General features: G+C 63.2%; 13 protein-coding genes. 7 read left to right on the forward strand and 6 right to left on the reverse strand.

The window, feature by feature from the left end; translation table 11 throughout:
- Positions 1-77: 77 nt before the first annotated feature.
- The 5 genes from dnaK (at position 78) to AC1RNN_RS07815 (ending at position 7,512) form a co-directional block, all read left to right on the forward strand.
- Positions 78-2,027: a molecular chaperone DnaK gene (dnaK, locus tag AC1RNN_RS07795; protein ID WP_493087222.1), complete on the forward strand. Its 1,950-nt coding sequence runs from the start codon at positions 78-80 to the stop codon at positions 2,025-2,027.
- A 92-nt stretch (positions 2,028-2,119) separates the two neighbouring features.
- Complete coding sequence (gene dnaJ / locus AC1RNN_RS07800; RefSeq protein ID WP_493087220.1) at positions 2,120-3,250, forward strand: molecular chaperone DnaJ; 1,131 nt, start codon at positions 2,120-2,122, stop codon at positions 3,248-3,250.
- 56 nt (positions 3,251-3,306) lie between these two features.
- Positions 3,307-4,248 carry an oxygen-dependent tRNA uridine(34) hydroxylase TrhO gene (gene trhO / locus AC1RNN_RS07805; RefSeq protein WP_493087218.1) on the forward strand — a complete coding sequence of 314 codons (942 nt, stop codon included), beginning with the start codon at positions 3,307-3,309 and terminating at the stop codon, positions 4,246-4,248.
- 4 nt (positions 4,249-4,252) lie between these two features.
- Positions 4,253-4,945, forward strand: coding sequence for a glutathione S-transferase (locus AC1RNN_RS07810; RefSeq protein ID WP_493087217.1), 693 nt, complete (start codon positions 4,253-4,255; stop codon positions 4,943-4,945).
- Between the two features lie 128 nt (positions 4,946-5,073).
- Positions 5,074-7,512, forward strand: a complete 2,439-nt coding sequence (locus AC1RNN_RS07815) for a DUF1631 family protein (RefSeq protein WP_493087216.1) — start codon at positions 5,074-5,076, stop codon at positions 7,510-7,512.
- A gap of 89 nt (positions 7,513-7,601) precedes the next feature.
- On the opposite strand, the gene AC1RNN_RS07820 is transcribed toward AC1RNN_RS07815, so the two are convergent.
- From AC1RNN_RS07820 to AC1RNN_RS07845, 6 genes are all read right to left on the reverse strand, one after another.
- Positions 7,602-8,570 (reverse strand): NAD(P)H-dependent flavin oxidoreductase, encoded by a 969-nt coding sequence (locus AC1RNN_RS07820; RefSeq protein ID WP_493087214.1) that lies wholly within the window; start codon positions 8,568-8,570, stop codon positions 7,602-7,604.
- Positions 8,571-8,666: 96 nt separating this feature from the next.
- Positions 8,667-10,457, reverse strand: coding sequence for an acyl-CoA dehydrogenase (locus AC1RNN_RS07825; RefSeq protein WP_493087212.1), 1,791 nt, complete (start codon positions 10,455-10,457; stop codon positions 8,667-8,669).
- A 94-nt stretch (positions 10,458-10,551) separates the two neighbouring features.
- Positions 10,552-11,484 carry an electron transfer flavoprotein subunit alpha/FixB family protein gene (locus AC1RNN_RS07830; protein WP_493087210.1) on the reverse strand — a complete coding sequence of 311 codons (933 nt, stop codon included), beginning with the start codon at positions 11,482-11,484 and terminating at the stop codon, positions 10,552-10,554.
- A 2-nt stretch (positions 11,485-11,486) separates the two neighbouring features.
- A complete protein-coding gene (locus tag AC1RNN_RS07835; RefSeq protein WP_493087208.1) occupies positions 11,487-12,236 on the reverse strand; it encodes an electron transfer flavoprotein subunit beta/FixA family protein in 750 nt (249 codons plus the stop codon).
- 222 nt (positions 12,237-12,458) lie between these two features.
- Positions 12,459-13,748, reverse strand: coding sequence for a mechanosensitive ion channel family protein (locus tag AC1RNN_RS07840; protein ID WP_493087206.1), 1,290 nt, complete (start codon positions 13,746-13,748; stop codon positions 12,459-12,461).
- The gene (locus AC1RNN_RS07845) at positions 13,745-14,701 is read right to left on the reverse strand and encodes a histone deacetylase family protein (RefSeq protein ID WP_493088220.1); all 957 of its coding nucleotides are present in this window, start codon (positions 14,699-14,701) and stop codon (positions 13,745-13,747) included. Before AC1RNN_RS07845 ends, AC1RNN_RS07840 begins: the two co-directional genes overlap by 4 nt.
- A 41-nt stretch (positions 14,702-14,742) precedes the next feature.
- Here AC1RNN_RS07845 and AC1RNN_RS07850 point away from each other — a divergent pair, with 41 nt between their 5' ends.
- Together AC1RNN_RS07850 and AC1RNN_RS07855 are read left to right on the forward strand one after the other, a co-directional pair.
- Entirely contained in the window at positions 14,743-15,663 is a 921-nt protein-coding gene (locus AC1RNN_RS07850; protein ID WP_493087204.1) for an AAA family ATPase, read from the forward strand.
- Positions 15,663-16,637, forward strand: a complete 975-nt coding sequence (locus tag AC1RNN_RS07855; protein ID WP_493087202.1) for a DUF58 domain-containing protein — start codon at positions 15,663-15,665, stop codon at positions 16,635-16,637. Before AC1RNN_RS07850 ends, AC1RNN_RS07855 begins: the two co-directional genes overlap by 1 nt.
- The last annotated feature ends 12 nt before the right edge of the window (positions 16,638-16,649 follow it).

Below are 16,649 nucleotides of genomic sequence, written 5' to 3' on the forward strand. Positions count from 1 at the left end.
CGTTGTGGGCTCTTGAAACAAGCCAGTTAACCCACACGTTATCCACATCTGAATCTTTAAGTTAGTAGGAGTAAATCATGGGAAGAATCATCGGCATTGACTTGGGTACCACCAACAGCTGCGTCGCCATCATGGAAGGCAACACTGCCAAAGTGATCGAAAACGCAGAAGGTGCGCGTACCACGCCCTCCATCATTGCGTACCAGGAAGATGGCGAAGTGCTGGTCGGCGCGTCCGCCAAGCGCCAGGCCGTGACCAACCCCAAAAATACGCTGTACGCAGTAAAGCGCCTGATCGGCCGCAAGTTCACCGAAAAGGAAGTGCAGAAGGACATCGACCTGATGCCCTACACCATTGCCGCTGCCGACAACGGTGACGCATGGGTGGAGGTGCGCGGCAACAAGCTGGCCCCCCAGCAGGTCAGTGCCGATGTGCTGCGCAAAATGAAGAAGACCGCCGAGGATTACCTGGGCGAGCCCGTCACCGAGGCCGTCATTACCGTGCCTGCGTACTTCAACGACGCACAACGCCAGGCTACCAAGGACGCTGGCCGCATCGCCGGTCTGGACGTCAAGCGCATCATCAACGAACCCACCGCAGCCGCGCTGGCCTTCGGTCTGGACAAGAACGAAAAGGGCGACCGCAAGATCGCCGTGTACGACTTGGGCGGTGGCACGTTTGACGTGTCCATCATCGAAATCGCCGACGTCGATGGCGAGAAGCAGTTCGAAGTGCTGTCCACCAACGGCGACACCTTCCTGGGCGGTGAAGACTTCGACCAACGCGTGATCGACTTCATCATCTCCGAGTTCAAAAAAGAGCAAGGCGTGGACCTGTCCAAGGACGTGCTGGCCCTGCAACGCCTGAAGGAAGCCGCTGAAAAGGCCAAGATCGAACTCTCCAGCAGCTCGCAGACCGACATCAACCTGCCCTACATCACTGCGGATGCATCGGGTCCCAAGCACCTGAACATCAAGCTGACCCGCGCCAAGCTGGAATCCCTGGTGGAAGAGCTGATCGAGCGCACTATTGCCCCCATCCGCACCGCCCTGAAGGATGCTGGTGTCTCCGCCTCTGAAGTGCACGACGTGATTCTGGTCGGCGGCATGACCCGCATGCCCAAGGTGCAAGAGAAGGTCAAGGAACTGTTCGGCAAGGAACCCCGCAAGGATGTGAACCCCGACGAAGCTGTGGCCGTGGGCGCCGCCATTCAAGGCCAGGTGCTGTCCGGTGACCGCAAGGACGTGCTGCTGCTGGACGTCACCCCCCTGTCCCTGGGTATTGAAACCCTGGGCGGCGTGATGACCAAGATGATCACCAAGAACACGACCATCCCGACCAAGTTTGCGCAGACCTTCTCGACTGCGGAAGACAACCAGCCCGCCGTGACCATCAAGGTGTTCCAAGGCGAACGCGAAATTGCATCTGCCAACAAGATGCTGGGCGAGTTCAACCTCGAAGGCATTCCGCCCGCAGCCCGCGGCACACCTCAAATCGAAGTGTCCTTCGACATCGACGCCAACGGCATCTTGCACGTGGGTGCCAAGGACAAGGGCACCGGCAAGGAAAACAAGATCACCATCAAGGCCAACTCCGGTTTGTCCGAAGCAGAAATCCAGCAGATGGTGAAAGATGCCGAGTTGAATGCTGCCGACGACAAGAAGAAGCTGGAACTGGTGCAGGCCAAGAATGAAGCTGATGCCAATGTGCACAGCGTCAAGAAGAGCCTGACCGAGTACGGCGACAAGCTGGAAGCCGGCGAGAAGGAAAAAATCGAAGCGGCCATCAAGGAACTGGAAGATGCGCTGAAGAGCGACGACAAGGACACCATCAAGTCCAAGAGCGACGCGCTGATGGCCGCCAGCCAGAAGTTGGGCGAGAAGATGTATGCCGACATGCAGGCCAAACAGGCAGCCGAAGGCGGTGCCGAAGCGGCATCTGATCAAGGAGCGCAGGCATCTTCTTCCAAACCGGTGGACGACGACAACGTAGTCGACGCGGAAGTCAAGGAAGTCAAAAAAGGCTGATTGCGCTGACATGCGCAGCTGAAAGACGCCGCGTTGAACGCCAGCTGGGGTTCAACGCGGCTTTTCTGTTGTAAACGGGCACAGAGACACACATGGCCAAACGCGACTATTACGAAGTTCTGGGCGTCAGCAAGGGCGCTTCAGAAGACGAGATCAAAAAGGCCTATCGCAAACTGGCGATGAAGCATCACCCTGACCGCAACCAAGGTGATGCGGCCAAAGCCGCTGAAGAGAAGTTCAAGGAGGCCAAAGAGGCCTACGAGATGCTGTCGGATGCGCAAAAACGCGCGGCCTATGACCAGTATGGTCATGCGGGCGTGGACCCCAACCGGGGCGGCGGCGGTGGTGAAGGCTATGGCGGTTTTGCCGAGGCCTTTGGCGACATCTTTGGCGACATGTTTGGCCAACAGCGCGGTGGCGCCCGCGGGGGCCGCCAGGTCTATCGCGGCAGCGACCTGAGCTATGCGATGGAAGTGACGCTGGAAGAAGCCGCACGCGGCAAGGATGCACAAATCCGCATCCCGAGCTGGGACAGCTGCGACACCTGCAAGGGCAGTGGCGCCAAGCCCGGCACCCAGGTCAAGACCTGCGGCACCTGCAATGGCGCGGGTTCGGTGCAGATGCGCCAGGGCTTCTTCAGCGTGCAACAGACCTGCCCCACCTGCCGTGGCGCAGGCAAGGTCATCCCCGAACCCTGCACCGTCTGCAGCGGCCAGGGCAAGATCAAACGCCAGAAGACGCTGGAAGTGAAAATCCCCTCCGGTATCGATGGCGGCATGCGCATCCGCAGTGCCGGCAACGGCGAACCCGGCACCAATGGCGGCCCTCCCGGCGACCTCTACATCGAGATCCGCCTCAAGAAGCACGACATTTTCGAGCGCGATGGCGACGACCTCCACTGCTCCGTGCCCATCAGCTTCGTGACTGCTGCGCTCGGCGGTGAGATTGATGTCCCCACGCTGGCGGGTAAGGCCGCGATCGATATTCCCGAAGGCACGCAGACCGGCAAGCAGTTCCGCCTGCGCGGCAAGGGCATCAAGGGCGTGCGCTCCAGCTACCCCGGCGACCTGTACTGCCACATCGCGGTGGAAACCCCGGTCAAGCTCACCGAGCACCAGCGCAAGCTGCTGAAGGAACTCGACGAGTCCTTCAAGAAGGGCGGCAGCAAGCATTCGCCGTCGGGTGACAGCTGGACCGACCGCCTCAAGAGCTTCTTCAGCTGATCCAGGTCAACCCTGCGGCCTCTCGTCACGAGAGTCCGCAGGGCACAATCCGACGCATGTCCACCGTCCGCTACCTGACCGCTGCGTTCTACAAGTTTGTGGATCTGCCCGACTACGCCGAACGCAAGCCGGCGCTGCTGGCATTCTGCGAGGCGCACCGGGTCAAGGGTCTGATCCTGTTGGCGCGCGAGGGCATCAATAGCACCATTGCGGGCGCGCCCGACGACGTGCACGCCGTGCTCGCCTACCTGCGTGCGGATCCCAAGTTGGCCGATCTGCAGCACAAGGAATCCTTTGCCGACAAGGCGCCCTTCTACCGCATGAAGGTGCGACTCAAGAAGGAGATCGTCACCATGCAGGTGCCTGGCCTGGACCCGACCCGCGACGTGGGCACCTATGTGAAGCCCGAGGACTGGAACGCGCTGATCTCCGCTCCCGACGTGGTCGTGGTCGACACGCGCAACGACTACGAGGTGGAACTGGGAACCTTCACCGGAGCCATCAACCCGCACATCCAGAGCTTTGCCGAACTGCCGCAGTGGGTGCAACAGGCCCAGGCGCTGCAAGCCCGGGACGGGCAGAAGCCCCGCGTGGCCATGTTCTGCACTGGTGGTATTCGCTGTGAAAAATCCACCGCCTACCTGCGTTCCCAGGGCTTTGACGAGGTCTACCACCTGGAGGGCGGCATCCTCAAATATTTGGAAACTGTAGACCCCGCGCGCAGCCTCTGGCAGGGTGAATGCTTTGTGTTTGACGAGCGCGTCTCCGTGGGCCACGGCCTCACGCCGGGCCCACACGGCCTGTGCCGCGCCTGCCGCCACCCACTGGAAGAAGGTGCCAAAGACTCTCCTCTTTTCGAGCCCGGTGTGAGCTGCCCGCGCTGCCACGCCCAAACCAGCGAGACGCAAAAAAACAGCGCGCGCGAACGCCAGCGCCAGTGGGAGCTAGCCAAAGCGCGCCAGCAGGTGCACATAGGCGCGGTACTGCCCGGCGCCTGAGCGCATGCCCATCCTCTACTCGTTCCGCCGCTGCCCCTATGCCATGCGCGCCCGCCTGGCGCTGGCCGTGAGCCAGCAGGTCTGCGAACTGCGCGAAGTGGTGCTGGCACGCAAGCCGGCCGAGCTGCTACAGGCATCGCCCAAGGGTACGGTGCCGGTGCTGCTACTCGACGACGGCAGGCTGCTGGAACAAAGCCTGGACATCATGCACTGGGCCTTGCAGCAACACGACCCGCTGGGCTGGCTACCCCGCACCGGGGCCGCGCAGGCCCGCACACAGGACGCCATTGCACACAATGACGGCCCCTTCAAGCGACAACTGGACCGCTACAAATACCCTGCGCGTCATGGTCTGGAGAGCGGCATGGCCGAGCGCGATGCCGCCGCCGAATGGCTTACCTCGCTCGACAGCGAGCTGCGAGACCACCCCTACCTCGCCGGATCCCATTTCGGCCTGTTTGACGCCGCACTGGCCCCCTTCATCCGCCAATTTGCCCATACCGATCCGGTCTGGTTTGCAGCCCAGCCCTGGCCCGCGCTGCAAGCCTGGCTCACAGCATTTGAAGAATCAGCGCTGTTTCTGGCCTGCATGGACAAGCATACCCCCTGGGTTTCTGGCCAGTCCGGGGTGGTCTTTCCTACAGTCCAAACGGACTATTTACAACTGGTTACCAGAAACACCAACCCGGCCGCGTAAATCTGCGGGTTTGGGCGCCTGCCGCCCTAGGGCGGAGGCGATCGCCATGCGATCATTCCGCATCAGAAATTCAGTCGATGGACGGATGGTCCGCCCGCTCTTGGCGTGGCGCGGCGAGTCCGCGGTACATGAGCGCCTTTCAGTCCTTTTCAGTCAGCACCAGCACCCCGGAGTCCCGCGCACAGGCCGTGCGGCTGGTACGCGCCATGATGGGCAAGACGCTGGGCTATTTTGAAGACCGCGAAGACGCCCAGCTCAAACAGATACGCGCCCACCTGCTGGATCTGGCCGATAGCAAGCTGCCCTTGCTCCAGTCCCAAAACCTGCGCAATGCGGCCGTGCTGCTGGACCGTCAGTCCGAAAAATTCAAACGCGGCTACCGTGAGGCCTTGCAGCAATGCCTGCAGGAAGAGGTGCTGGCGATCTGGCCCGAGATGGAGAAACTGGGGAACAAGCCCGCAGCCCCAGCCGGCGACCACGCGCTGGACGGCATGACGCTGAGCCTCATCGATGTGGACGAGGTGCACCGCATCCTGCTGCTGGACCGTGTAGCCCAACAATTCAACACGCGCTACGAGGCCGTGCTCACGCCGCTGACACAAAAGCTGGGCGTGCTGTTTGGCAACGAATCCCCCAGCCTCTCCTCCAACCCCTTCCGCCCCAGCATTTTGTTGGGTGCCTTTTTGCGCGCCTGGGACAAGGGCGAGTTCGATCCCCAGGCCACGGAACACCTGGTGCAGGCCCTGGAACCGGGCCACACCATGGACCTGACGCAGCTCTACACCGAGCTGGGTGCCACGCTGACCCAGGCTGGTATCCAGGCCCAGACGGTGCACCGCATCCGCAAATCGGTGTCCTCGGCCTACGCGCCGCTCACCGGCGCCGCACCGCTGGGCGAGGCCGGCAACAGCGCCCCCACTCCCCTGAGTTCCGGCCAGGCACCGCTGACACGCGGTGCACCGCTGGCAGCCGTGCCGTCCGCCGGCACAGGGCCAGGGCCGGCGCCTGAACACCAGCGCAGCGCCTGGAGCGCGCTGGCACCTGCTGGCCAGCAAATCGTGACCCAGGTGCGCTCCTTTCTGCAGCGCCTGGGCGTAGGCGCCGCGCCGCATCAGGCAGATGGCGGCGATGTAGCCCGCCTCTACGAGGGTGATACCGAAGGGCCCGACGGACCGCAAACCCTGACCCAACCCTATGGCGGCGGTTCCGGCCAATGGGTCGCCGCCGACCCGGCCCTGCTGGACTACCTGGGCCAGATGCAGGCCAACGCCGGCCCCCATGCCTCGCGCTGGCAACACCTGCAAGCGCAGGACAGCCCGCATGGCCACCACAACGTGCTGCGCCAGATCCGCGAGCAGGAAGAGATCCGCCAGGCGCCCGAGCTGGACCGGGGCACCGTGGACGCACTGGCCGAGGTGTTCGACTATGTGTTTGCCGACCAGGCTATCCCCATGCAAATGAAGGTGGTGATAGGCCGGCTGCAGATTCCTGTGTTGCGCGCGGCCATGATGGACCGTGACTTTTTCCTGAGCAGCGAGCACCCCGCGCGCAAACTGGTGGATACGCTGGCCTCCTCCTCCGTCGCCTGGACGCCCGAGAAAGGTGAGGAAGACCCACTCTATGTGCGCATTGAGCACACCGTGCAGCGCGTTCTCCACGAGTTCGAGGATGACCTCACGCTGTTCAGCCTGCTGCTGGCCGAGTTCACCGAATTCCTGTTCGAGAGCGAACAGCAGGCGCAGCAGCAGATCGAGCCGGTGGCCGACGTGCAGCGCGACGAGGAAGCCCTCAACGCCGCCCTCGCCCATGCCGACGAAATCATCCACGCCCGCATCAGCGCCCTGCCCGAAAAGCTGCCGCTGGTGCCTTTCCTCAAGCCCTTTCTGACCGAGCAGTGGCGCCAGGTGATCGCTGCCGCCTGGCTCACGGAAGACACCGAGCCCGGCCGCTGGAATGCCACGCTGGACACCATGGACCGCCTGATCTGGAGCACCCAGCCCAAGACCAGCTCCGAGGAACGCAAGGAGTTGGTCGGCGTGCTGCCCGAGCTGGTGCGTGTGCTCAATGTGGAGCTGGACGCAATCGACTGGCATGGCGATGCGCGCGCCACCTTCACGCGCCGCCTCATCGGCACGCACATGCTGGCCATCCGCATGAAGGCGCCACCTCCTGTGGACACACAAGCAGCCGCGCTGGAAGAAAGCGCGGGTCAGGCTGCCATGGAGGCACTGGACCAACGCCGTGCCGAGCAGCTCACCGTGCAAAACCCGTCGGAGATGGACGATTTCGACGCCAGCGCCCAGGTGCTCACGCGCGGTGTCTGGTTCGAGGTCGAAGGAATTACCACCGCGGCCCACCGTTGCCGCCTGAGCTGGGTCAGCCCCATGCGCACGCGCTTTCTCTTCACCAACCGCGAAGGCTTTGACGCCTTTGTGCGCAACGAGCGTGAAGTAGCGGCCATGCTGCGTAGCGGCGAGCTGCGCATGTTGGAACAGGCGCCGATTGTGGAACGTGCGCTGAACCGCCTGCTGGCCGAGAACGAGCCGGAACTCCGCCTCCAGGCCTGAGTTCGCTCAGGCGCCGGCCAGCCTCACACTATCAAAAAAATAGCGCCTCGCGCAGATTGCACAGGCGCTACAGGCTGAAAAGCCGGGTATCAGGCGTAATTCCGGGCCAGCAGTTCAGCCTTGGCCTGCGCATATTCACGCTTGAGCTGGGCCACGTACTCGCCGGCGGGCTGGATCTTGTCGACCGCGCCGATGCCCTGGCCGCAGCCCCAGATGTCCTTCCAGGCTTTGGCGGCAGCACTGCCGCCGAAGTTCATCTTGCTGGGGTCGCTTTCGGGCAGATTGGCCGGATCCAGACCGGCCGCGCGGATGCTGGGCGCCAGGTAGTTGCCGTGCACGCCGGTAAACAGGTTGCTGTAGATGATCTCGTCGGAGTCGTGGTCCACGATGGCCTGCTTGTACTCCTGGGCTGCGCGCGCCTCTTCGGTGGCAATGAAGGCTGAGCCAATGTAGGCAAAGTCAGCCCCCATGGCCTGCGCCGCGAGCACGGCTGCCCCGCTGGCAATGGAGCCCGACAGCGCCAGCGGGCCGTCAAACCACTGGCGGATCTCCTGTACCAGCGCAAACGGACTCTTCACGCCCGCGTGGCCGCCCGCACCGGCGGCCACGGCGATGAGGCCGTCGGCGCCCTTCTCTATGGCCTTGCGCGCATGCTTGTTGTTGATCACGTCGTGCAGCACCACGCCCCCATAACTGTGGGCCGCGGCATTGATTTCCTCGCGCGCGCCCAGGCTGGTGATGATGATGGGCACCTTGTACTTCACGCACAGCGCCATGTCGTGCTCCAGCCGGTCATTGCTCTTGTGCACGATCTGGTTGATCGCAAACGGCGCGGCGGGCTTTTCCGGGTGGGCAGCGTTGTGAGCGGCCAGGGCCTCGGTGATTTCCTTCAGCCACTCTTCGAGCAGCTCGGCCGGGCGCGCGTTGAGTGCCGGCATGGAGCCCACCACGCCCGCAATGCACTGCGCAATCACCAGCTTGGGGTTGCTGATGATGAACAGGGGCGAGCCGATCACGGGGAAGGGCAAACGATCCAGGGGCGCAGGCAGCTTGGACATGGGTCTCCTCGGGTCTAAGGATATATGGGAAATACGATGCCAGCCCCCGTGCTTATTGCGCGAGCAGCTAGCAATTCAGTAGCAAACCGGAACTACTCAGAAAGCGTCCAGCGGCAAGGCCGTGACGCTGTCGGCGCCTTCGACAATGCTGTCACGCAGGCCGCCGGCCTTGCTGAGCAGGTGATCGGCGTAGAAACGCGCGGTGGTGATCTTGGCTTGCATGAAGGGCACATCAGTACCGGCCGCGACCTGCTTCTCCGCGACCAACAGCGCACGCGCGAGCTGCCAGCCGGCCATGAGGTTGCCACCCAACATGAGGTAGGGCACGCTGCCGGCAAACACGGCGTTCGGGCTGGCCTTGGTATTGCCGGCCACGAAGTCCACCACGTCAATGAACGCGAGGCGTGCAGCCTTCAGGCGCCGGGCCACGGCCACGGCGTGGGCCGAGCCGCTGGCGGCCAGTTCAGCTTCCGTGGTTTCGATCTGCGCCGCAATCGCCTTGGCGGTCTGGCCGCCGTCGCGTGCGGTCTTGCGGCCGACCAGGTCATTGGCCTGGATGGCGGTGGTGCCTTCGTAGATAGTCAGGATCTTGGCGTCGCGGTAGTACTGGGCCGCACCGGTTTCTTCGATAAAGCCCATGCCGCCATGCACCTGCACGCCCAGGCTGGTGACTTCCAAACTCATCTCGGTGCTGTAGCCCTTGACCAGGGGCACCATGAATTCGTAGAAGGCCTGGTTCTGCTTGCGCGTCTCAGCGTCGGGGTGGTGGTGGGCCGCGTCGTAAGCACTGGCCGCCACGCTGGCCAGGGCGCGGCAACCCTCGGTGTAGGCGCGCATGGTCATGAGCATGCGGCGCACATCAGGGTGGTGGATGATGGCTGCGCTGCCCGGGGTGGAACCGTCGACGGGGCGGCTTTGCACGCGCTCGCGCGAGAAGGTCACTGCTTTCTGGTAGGCACGCTCGGCAATTGCAATGCCCTGCACACCCACGCCATAGCGCGCGGCGTTCATCATGATGAACATGTACTCCAGGCCGCGGTTTTCCTGGCCCACCAGATAGCCGATGGCGCCGCCATGGTCACCGTACTGCAGCACGGCCGTGGGGCTGGCCTTGATGCCCATCTTGTGTTCGATGGAGACGCAGTGCACATCGTTGCGCGCGCCCAGCGAACCGTCCTTGTTGACCATGAACTTGGGCACGACAAAGAGGCTGATGCCCTTGACGCCATCGGGCGCGCCGGCCACTCGGGCCAGCACCAGATGAACGATGTTCTCGGCCATGTCGTGCTCACCCCAGGTGATGAAGATCTTGGTGCCGAACACCTTGTAGCTGCCGTCGGGCTGGGGCTCGGCGCGGGAGCGCACCAGCGCCAGGTCCGAACCGGCCTGGGGTTCGGTCAGGTTCATGGTGCCGGTCCACTTGCCGCTCACCAGGTTTTCCAGGTAGGTAGCTTTGAGCTCGTCAGAGCCGGCTGTCAGCAGTGCTTCAATCGCACCATCGCTCAACAGGGGGCACAGCGCAAAGCTCATGTTGGCGCTGTTCACCATTTCGCCGCAGGCGGCACCAATCGTCTTGGGCAGGCCTTGGCCGCCAAAGTCGGTGGGGTGCTGCAGGCCTTGCCAGCCACCTTCGGTGAACTGCGCAAAGGCTTCCTTGAAGCCCGGGGTTGCCGTGACCACGCCATCCTTGAGGCTGGAGGGGTTCTTGTCGCCTTCCCAGTTCAGCGGGGCCAACACGCCCTCGGTGAACTTGGCCGCCTCTTCCAGCACGGCCTGGGCCGTGTCCAGACCCGCGTCTTCAAAGCCGGGGATTTGGGCGATCTGTTCGATATTGGCCAAGTGCTCGATGTTGAACAGCATGTCCTTGACGGGGGCGACGTAGCTCATGAAAGTCTCCAAAAATTCTTGTTACAAGCGGGTTACGTGGGTATTTAGGCCAAAAAAAAGGGCATCGCACGCGATGCCCTTTTTCCGTCTGGCATCAGAGCGCAGCCACCAGTTCGGGCACCGCCACGAACAAATCTGCTTCCAATCCAAAGTCCGCCACCGAGAAGATAGGCGCCTCAGGATCCTTGTTGATCGCCACGATCACCTTGGAGTCCTTCATGCCGGCCAAGTGCTGGATGGCTCCGCTGATACCGCAGGCCACATACAGCTGGGGCGCCACGATCTTGCCGGTCTGGCCCACTTGCAGATCGTTGGCCGCGTAGCCCGCGTCCACCGCCGCACGGCTGGCACCGATGGCCGCACCCAGCTTGTCGGCCAGAGGGGTCATCACCTCATTGAATTTCTCGCTCGAACCCAGGGCACGGCCGCCAGACACGATGATCTTGGCAGCGGTGAGTTCGGGGCGGTCGTTCTTGGCGATCTCGGCACCCACGAAGGCGACTGCAGCATTGCCGGCAGCGGCTGTGGTAGTTTCCACGGCAGCAGAACCGCCCGTAGCAGCGGCAGGGTCAAAGCCGGTGGTGCGCACGGTCAGCACCTTGACGGCGTCCGTCGCTTGCACGGTGGCGATGGCGTTGCCGGCGTAGATGGGGCGCTCGAAGGTGTCGGCGCTCACCACCTTGGTGATGTCAGAGACTTGGCCGACGTCGAGCTTGGCAGCCACTCGGGGGGCAATGTTCTTGCCGGATGCGGTGGCGGGGAAGACGATGTGGCTGTAGTTGCCAGCAATGGCGAGCACCTGGGCAGTCACGTTCTCGGCCAGGCCGTGGGCCAGGTCGGCGCTGTCGGCATGGATGACTTTGGAGACACCGGCGATCTGGGCGGCAGCCGCAGCAGCGGCAGCGGCGTTGCTGCCTGCCACCAGGATGTGGACGTCGCCACCGGCCTGGGCCGCAGCGGTCACGGTGTTCAGGGTGGCGCCCTTGATGGAGGCGTTGTCGTGTTCGGCGATTACGAGTGCGGTCATGGTCAGATTACCTTTGCGACGTTCTTCAGTTTGTCCACCAGGGTGGCGACATCGGGCACCTTGATGCCGGCGCTGCGCTTGGCAGGCTCGGCCACCGACAGGGTCTTGATGCGGGGGGCCACGTTCACGCCGAGGTCTTCAGGCTTGAAGGTGTCGAGCTGCTTTTTCTTGGCCTTCATGATGTTGGGCAAGGTGACATAGCGGGGCTCGTTCAGGCGCAGGTCGGTGGTGATGATGGCCGGCAGGGTGACGGCCAGGGTTTCCAGGCCGCCGTCCACTTCACGGGTGACATTCGCTTTTCCATCCACCACTTCGACCTTGGAAGCGAAGGTGGCTTGGGGCAGGTCGGCCAGGGCCGCCAGCATCTGACCGGTCTGGTTGCAGTCGTCGTCAATGGCTTGTTTGCCCAGGATGACGAGGCCGGGTTGTTCTTTGTCGACCAGGGCCTTGAGGAGCTTGGCCACGGCCAGGGGTTGGAGTTCTTCGGTGGTTTCGACCAGGATGCCGCGGTCGGCGCCAATGGCCATGGCGGTGCGCAGGGTTTCCTGGCATTGGGTGACGCCGCAGGAGACGGCGATCACTTCGGTGACCACGCCTTTTTCCTTCAGACGCACGGCTTCTTCCACCGCAATTTCGTCAAAGGGGTTCATGCTCATCTTGACGTTGGCGATGTCTACACCGGTGTTGTCCGACTTCACACGGACCTTCACGTTGTAGTCCACCACGCGTTTGACGGGTACCAGGACTTTCATTGCTGCCACTCCAGATGGTTAAAAATTGGTCTCTTCAGTTGACGTGCACGTCAATCAGTGGATTCTATGCCGGGCGGCGCTTGCCACCCTATGGGACATCTCTGCCGTCATCATAATCACAAAATAGAACGATCGTGCTTTTTTATGATTATAGCGGCGCCCATGCCCACTTTGCGCGCTTTGGCGACTTAACTTAGAGGCAGCTCATCAAAAAGCCGCTGCTCAACGCTCCTGGCGCATGTGCACCACGCGCTGCGGGTAGGGAATATCGATGCCATGGCTGCGCAGGGCCTGCAGAATGGACAGATTGATGTCCGAGCGTAAATTGCCCTGCCCGTTCTCCAGATCGTTGATCCAGTAGCTCAGGCTGAACTCCAGGCCATCGGCTCCAAAGTTGGCCAGGCTCACGGTGGGGGCCGGTTGTTGCAGCACACGCGCCTGGCTCTTGGCGGCCGTGAGCAACAGATTCATCACCAGGTTCACATCGCTGTCGTAGCCGACCGCAATGTTGATGGCCTGGTTCACCCGTGTGTCGGCCAGCGACAGATTTTCGACGCGCTGCGTGATCAGCATTTCGTTGGGCACGATGGATTCGCGCCCGGTTTGCGAACGTACCACGGTGTAGCGCGCGTTGATCTGGGTGATGGTGCCCTCAAAGTTGTCCAGTCGCACCACATCGCCAATGCGCATGCTGCGCTCAGCCAGGATGACGAAGCCCGACACATAGTTGGCCGCCAGCTTCTGCAAGCCGAAACCGATACCCACCCCGACCGCACCGCCCAGCACAGAAAGCGCCGTCAGGTCGATGCCCACGGCCGACAGCGCCAGCATCAGGCCTACAAACATGAGCAGTGCGCGCGTGGCATTGCTCACGGCCTTGCGCAGCGACAGCTCACCGCCCGTGGCCGAACGCAGCAGGCGGGACTCGATGCCCGCCGACACCCACAGCGTGAGAATGAGCACGCCGCCTGCGGTGATCAATCCCTCCAACAAGGTACGCACCGACAGCGTGGTGCCGCCCACCTTCCAGGTAATCAGGTCGAGCTCATTGAGAATGACCGGCAGCAGGCCGCTGACCCACAGCACCATGGCCAACCAGGCCACCCAGGAGATGGTCTGCTCCAGCGGCTTGACCCAGGGTGCATCGGTAAAGCTGGCTTGCAGCACCTTCACCCCGACCCGGATGACCACCAGCGACATCAGCACCGGAATCGCCACCCGCAGCACCGCCACCTGCACATAGTTGCCCAGCAACTCCAGCGACAGATAACCCAGGCACAACAAGGCCAGCGGAAACAGCACCCCGTCGATCACGCGCTGGCCAAACCAGATGGAACGGGCGTCCTGTTGGCCCAAGGCACGGCGCAAGGCCGCCACCAGCCCCCAGGCCAGTGCCACGCTGAGTGCCAGCGCCAGAAGTTCCAGCAAGACGGTGGGCTGGGTGAAGGTCTCCAGCCAGCCCTGGAAGTCGTCAATCGGTTTAGGAGCAGGAAGATGTTTCAAAGCATTCATTGCAAATCTGCCAATACGCGCACATGCGCTTCCACACTGCGGGCCAGTGCGTCCAGGTGGTAGCCGCCTTCCAGGCAGGAGACGATACGTCCCTGCGCGTGGCGCCTGGCCACCGCCATGAGCTGCTCCGTGATCCAAGCGTAGTCGCTTTCCACCAGACCCATTTGACCCAGGTCGTCATCGCGGTGGGCATCGAAGCCCGCGCTGATAAAAATCATCTCGGGCCGGTAGGCCTCCAGCCGCGGCAGCCATTCCTGCGTGATGAGTTCGCGCACTGCTGCCCCCTTGGTGTAGGCCGGCACCGGCACGTTGACCAGATTACTGGCCTGCGAACGCGCTCCGCCCGGCGGGTAGAAGGGGTGCTGGTAAAAGCTCACCATGAGGATGCGCTGGTCGCCGGCCACGATGTTTTCGGTGCCATTGCCGTGGTGCACATCAAAGTCCACGATGGCCACGCGCTTGAGTCCGTGGCGCTCCAGCGCGTGGCGCGCGGCCACAGCCACATTGTTGAAAAAGCAAAAGCCCATGGCCTTGTCCTTGCAGGCATGGTGGCCGGGCGGCCGCGTGGCACAAAAGGCATTGGCCATCTCGCCCGCCATCACCGCGTCGGTTGCTGCGACCGCGGCACCAGCCGCACGCAACGCGGCATCCCACGTATGCAGATTGAGGCTGGTGTCGGGGTCCACCTGGGCATGGGCCGGACCACCGGCCTGCATGTCGTCGCGCAGTCGATCCGTCAGGCCGCGGATGGACGCCACATACATGCGGCCATGGGCCAATTCCAGATCAGAAATAGGGGCTTGTGGTGCCTCGCGCTGGTCCAGCGCATCGGCCACGCCGGTGATCAGCAGGCGATCGTCAATGGCGTCCAGCCGTTGCGGGCATTCGGGATGGCCCTCGCCCATCTCATGCTTGCGGCAATCGCGGTGCGAAAAGTAGCCGGTCTTGCTCACGGGTGCGCTCGTCATTCAGGATTTTCAGGTAACGTCGTGCCATGGATGCACAACACAAACTCAAATCATTGCTGGCCCAGCTTAACACGGTGATTGTGGGCAAGCCGGCACAGATCCAGGACTGCGTGGCCTGCCTGCTGGCCGGTGGCCACCTGCTCATCGACGATGTGCCTGGCGTTGGCAAGACCACGCTGGCCCATGCGCTGGCACGCAGCTTCGGCCTGCAGTTTTCGCGTGTGCAGTTCACTTCCGACCTCATGCCCAGCGATCTCTCGGGCGTCTCCATCTACGAGCGCGGCAAGGAAGCCTTTGTGTTCCATCCCGGTCCCCTGTTTGCGCAGGTGCTGCTAGCGGATGAAATCAACCGCGCCAGCCCCAAGACACAAAGTGCTCTGCTCGAAGCGATGGAAGAAAAGCAGGTCACCGTGGAAGGCGAAACCCGCCCCCTGCCCCAGCCCTTCTTTGTCATCGCCACGCAAAACCCGCTGGACCAGCTCGGCACCTACGCCCTGCCCGAGTCACAGTTGGACCGTTTCCTCATGCGCATTTCGCTGGGCTACCCGGACCGCGCCTCCGAGCGCGCCCTGCTGGCGGGTGAAGACCGACGCGGCATGGTGGATGCCCTGCCCAGCCTGCTGGCCGAAGGCGAGCTGGCGCAGCTACAAGCCACCGTGCTGGCCGTGCATGCGGCAGGGCCGCTGCTGGACTATGTACAGGACCTGATTGCCGCGACCCGCTCGGGCCAGTGGTTCTTGCAGGGCCTGTCGCCCCGCGCCGGCATTGCCGTGGTCCGAGCCGCCAAGGCCCAAGCCTTGCTCAGTGGGCGCAACTATGTGGCGCCCGACGATGTGCAGGCCGTGTTGCCGCAGACCATCGCTCACCGCCTCATCCCCGTGGGGGATGCCGGCCGCGGTGCCGTCGAACAAGTGCGGGCCATGTTGCAAGCCGTTCCCCTGCCCTGATGGCCCGGTTCTGGAATCCTCTTGCGCTGGTGCGCGCGCGGTTTCGCCAATGGTGGCAGTCGCGTCTGCCGCGCAAGGACAGCACCACGCTCACCCAGCGCAACGTCTACATCCTACCCACGCGTCCGGGCCTCATGCTGGCGCTCACGCTACTGGTGCTGCTGGTAGCCAGCATCAACTACCAGCTCAACCTGGGCTATGTGCTGACCTTCCTGCTGGCCGGCTGCGCAGTCATTGGCATGCATGTGTGCCACGGCACGCTGCGCGGAATCACTATGCATTTGATAGCGCCTGACGCACAGTTCGTGGGGGCCAGCGTTCAAATTGGCATACAACTGCAAAGCAGCAGCCCGAGGGTTCGCTATGGCATCGGCCTGGCGGTGCTGGATTCGGACCACTGGAGCTGGACCGATATCCCCGCCCAAGGCAGTGCCAAAGTGCAGGTGGCGTTCACGCCTGCCCACCGTGGTCTGCATGCCCTGCCCGCGCTGACGGCAGAAACGCGCTTCCCACTGGGCACCTTCCGCGTCTGGACCATCTGGCGCCCGGCGGCCCAGGTGCTGGTCTACCCTGCCCCTGAAGCCCATCCGCCCCCGCTGCCCCCCGGCGAACCGCGTGCCGGAGGCGCCGCCAACAGCCACAAGCAGACCACTGGTGAATTCGACGGCGTGCGCGCCTACCGGAGAGGCGATCCGCTCAAGCTCGTGGTCTGGAAAAAGGCTGCCAAGGCCGACGAACTGGTGAGCCGCGATGCCCAGCAGGCCCAGCGCTTCGAACTCTGGCTGGACTTGGCCCACGCGGGCCAGGGCTTGGGCACCTCGCGCGAGCACGCGCTCTCACGCCTGTGCGCTTGGGTGCTGCTGGCCGAGAAACAGGGCCTGCGCTACGGCCTGCGCCTGGGCCCCCAAGAAATTGCCCCTGACAGCGGCGCAGCCCATCAGAAAAACTGCCTGCAGGCGCTGGCCCTGGCCTGAAAACGCACACCT

The sequence above is a fragment of the Rhodoferax sp. GW822-FHT02D07 genome, assembly GCF_058802405.1.

What these genes read in the sequence shown, in the direction of transcription:
- dnaK (WP_493087222.1), top strand. Translation starts at nt 78, where the DNA reads ATGGGAAGAATCATCGGCATTGACTTGGGTACCACCAACAGCTGCGTC.
- dnaJ (WP_493087220.1), top strand. Translation starts at nt 2,120, where the DNA reads ATGGCCAAACGCGACTATTACGAAGTTCTGGGCGTCAGCAAGGGCGCT.
- trhO (WP_493087218.1), top strand. Translation starts at nt 3,307, where the DNA reads ATGTCCACCGTCCGCTACCTGACCGCTGCGTTCTACAAGTTTGTGGAT.
- AC1RNN_RS07810 (WP_493087217.1), top strand. Translation starts at nt 4,253, where the DNA reads ATGCCCATCCTCTACTCGTTCCGCCGCTGCCCCTATGCCATGCGCGCC.
- AC1RNN_RS07815 (WP_493087216.1), top strand. Translation starts at nt 5,074, where the DNA reads ATGAGCGCCTTTCAGTCCTTTTCAGTCAGCACCAGCACCCCGGAGTCC.
- AC1RNN_RS07820 (WP_493087214.1), bottom strand. Translation starts at nt 8,570, where the DNA reads ATGTCCAAGCTGCCTGCGCCCCTGGATCGTTTGCCCTTCCCCGTGATC.
- AC1RNN_RS07825 (WP_493087212.1), bottom strand. Translation starts at nt 10,457, where the DNA reads ATGAGCTACGTCGCCCCCGTCAAGGACATGCTGTTCAACATCGAGCAC.
- AC1RNN_RS07830 (WP_493087210.1), bottom strand. Translation starts at nt 11,484, where the DNA reads ATGACCGCACTCGTAATCGCCGAACACGACAACGCCTCCATCAAGGGC.
- AC1RNN_RS07835 (WP_493087208.1), bottom strand. Translation starts at nt 12,236, where the DNA reads ATGAAAGTCCTGGTACCCGTCAAACGCGTGGTGGACTACAACGTGAAG.
- AC1RNN_RS07840 (WP_493087206.1), bottom strand. Translation starts at nt 13,748, where the DNA reads ATGAATGCTTTGAAACATCTTCCTGCTCCTAAACCGATTGACGACTTC.
- AC1RNN_RS07850 (WP_493087204.1), top strand. Translation starts at nt 14,743, where the DNA reads ATGGATGCACAACACAAACTCAAATCATTGCTGGCCCAGCTTAACACG.
- AC1RNN_RS07855 (WP_493087202.1), top strand. Translation starts at nt 15,663, where the DNA reads ATGGCCCGGTTCTGGAATCCTCTTGCGCTGGTGCGCGCGCGGTTTCGC.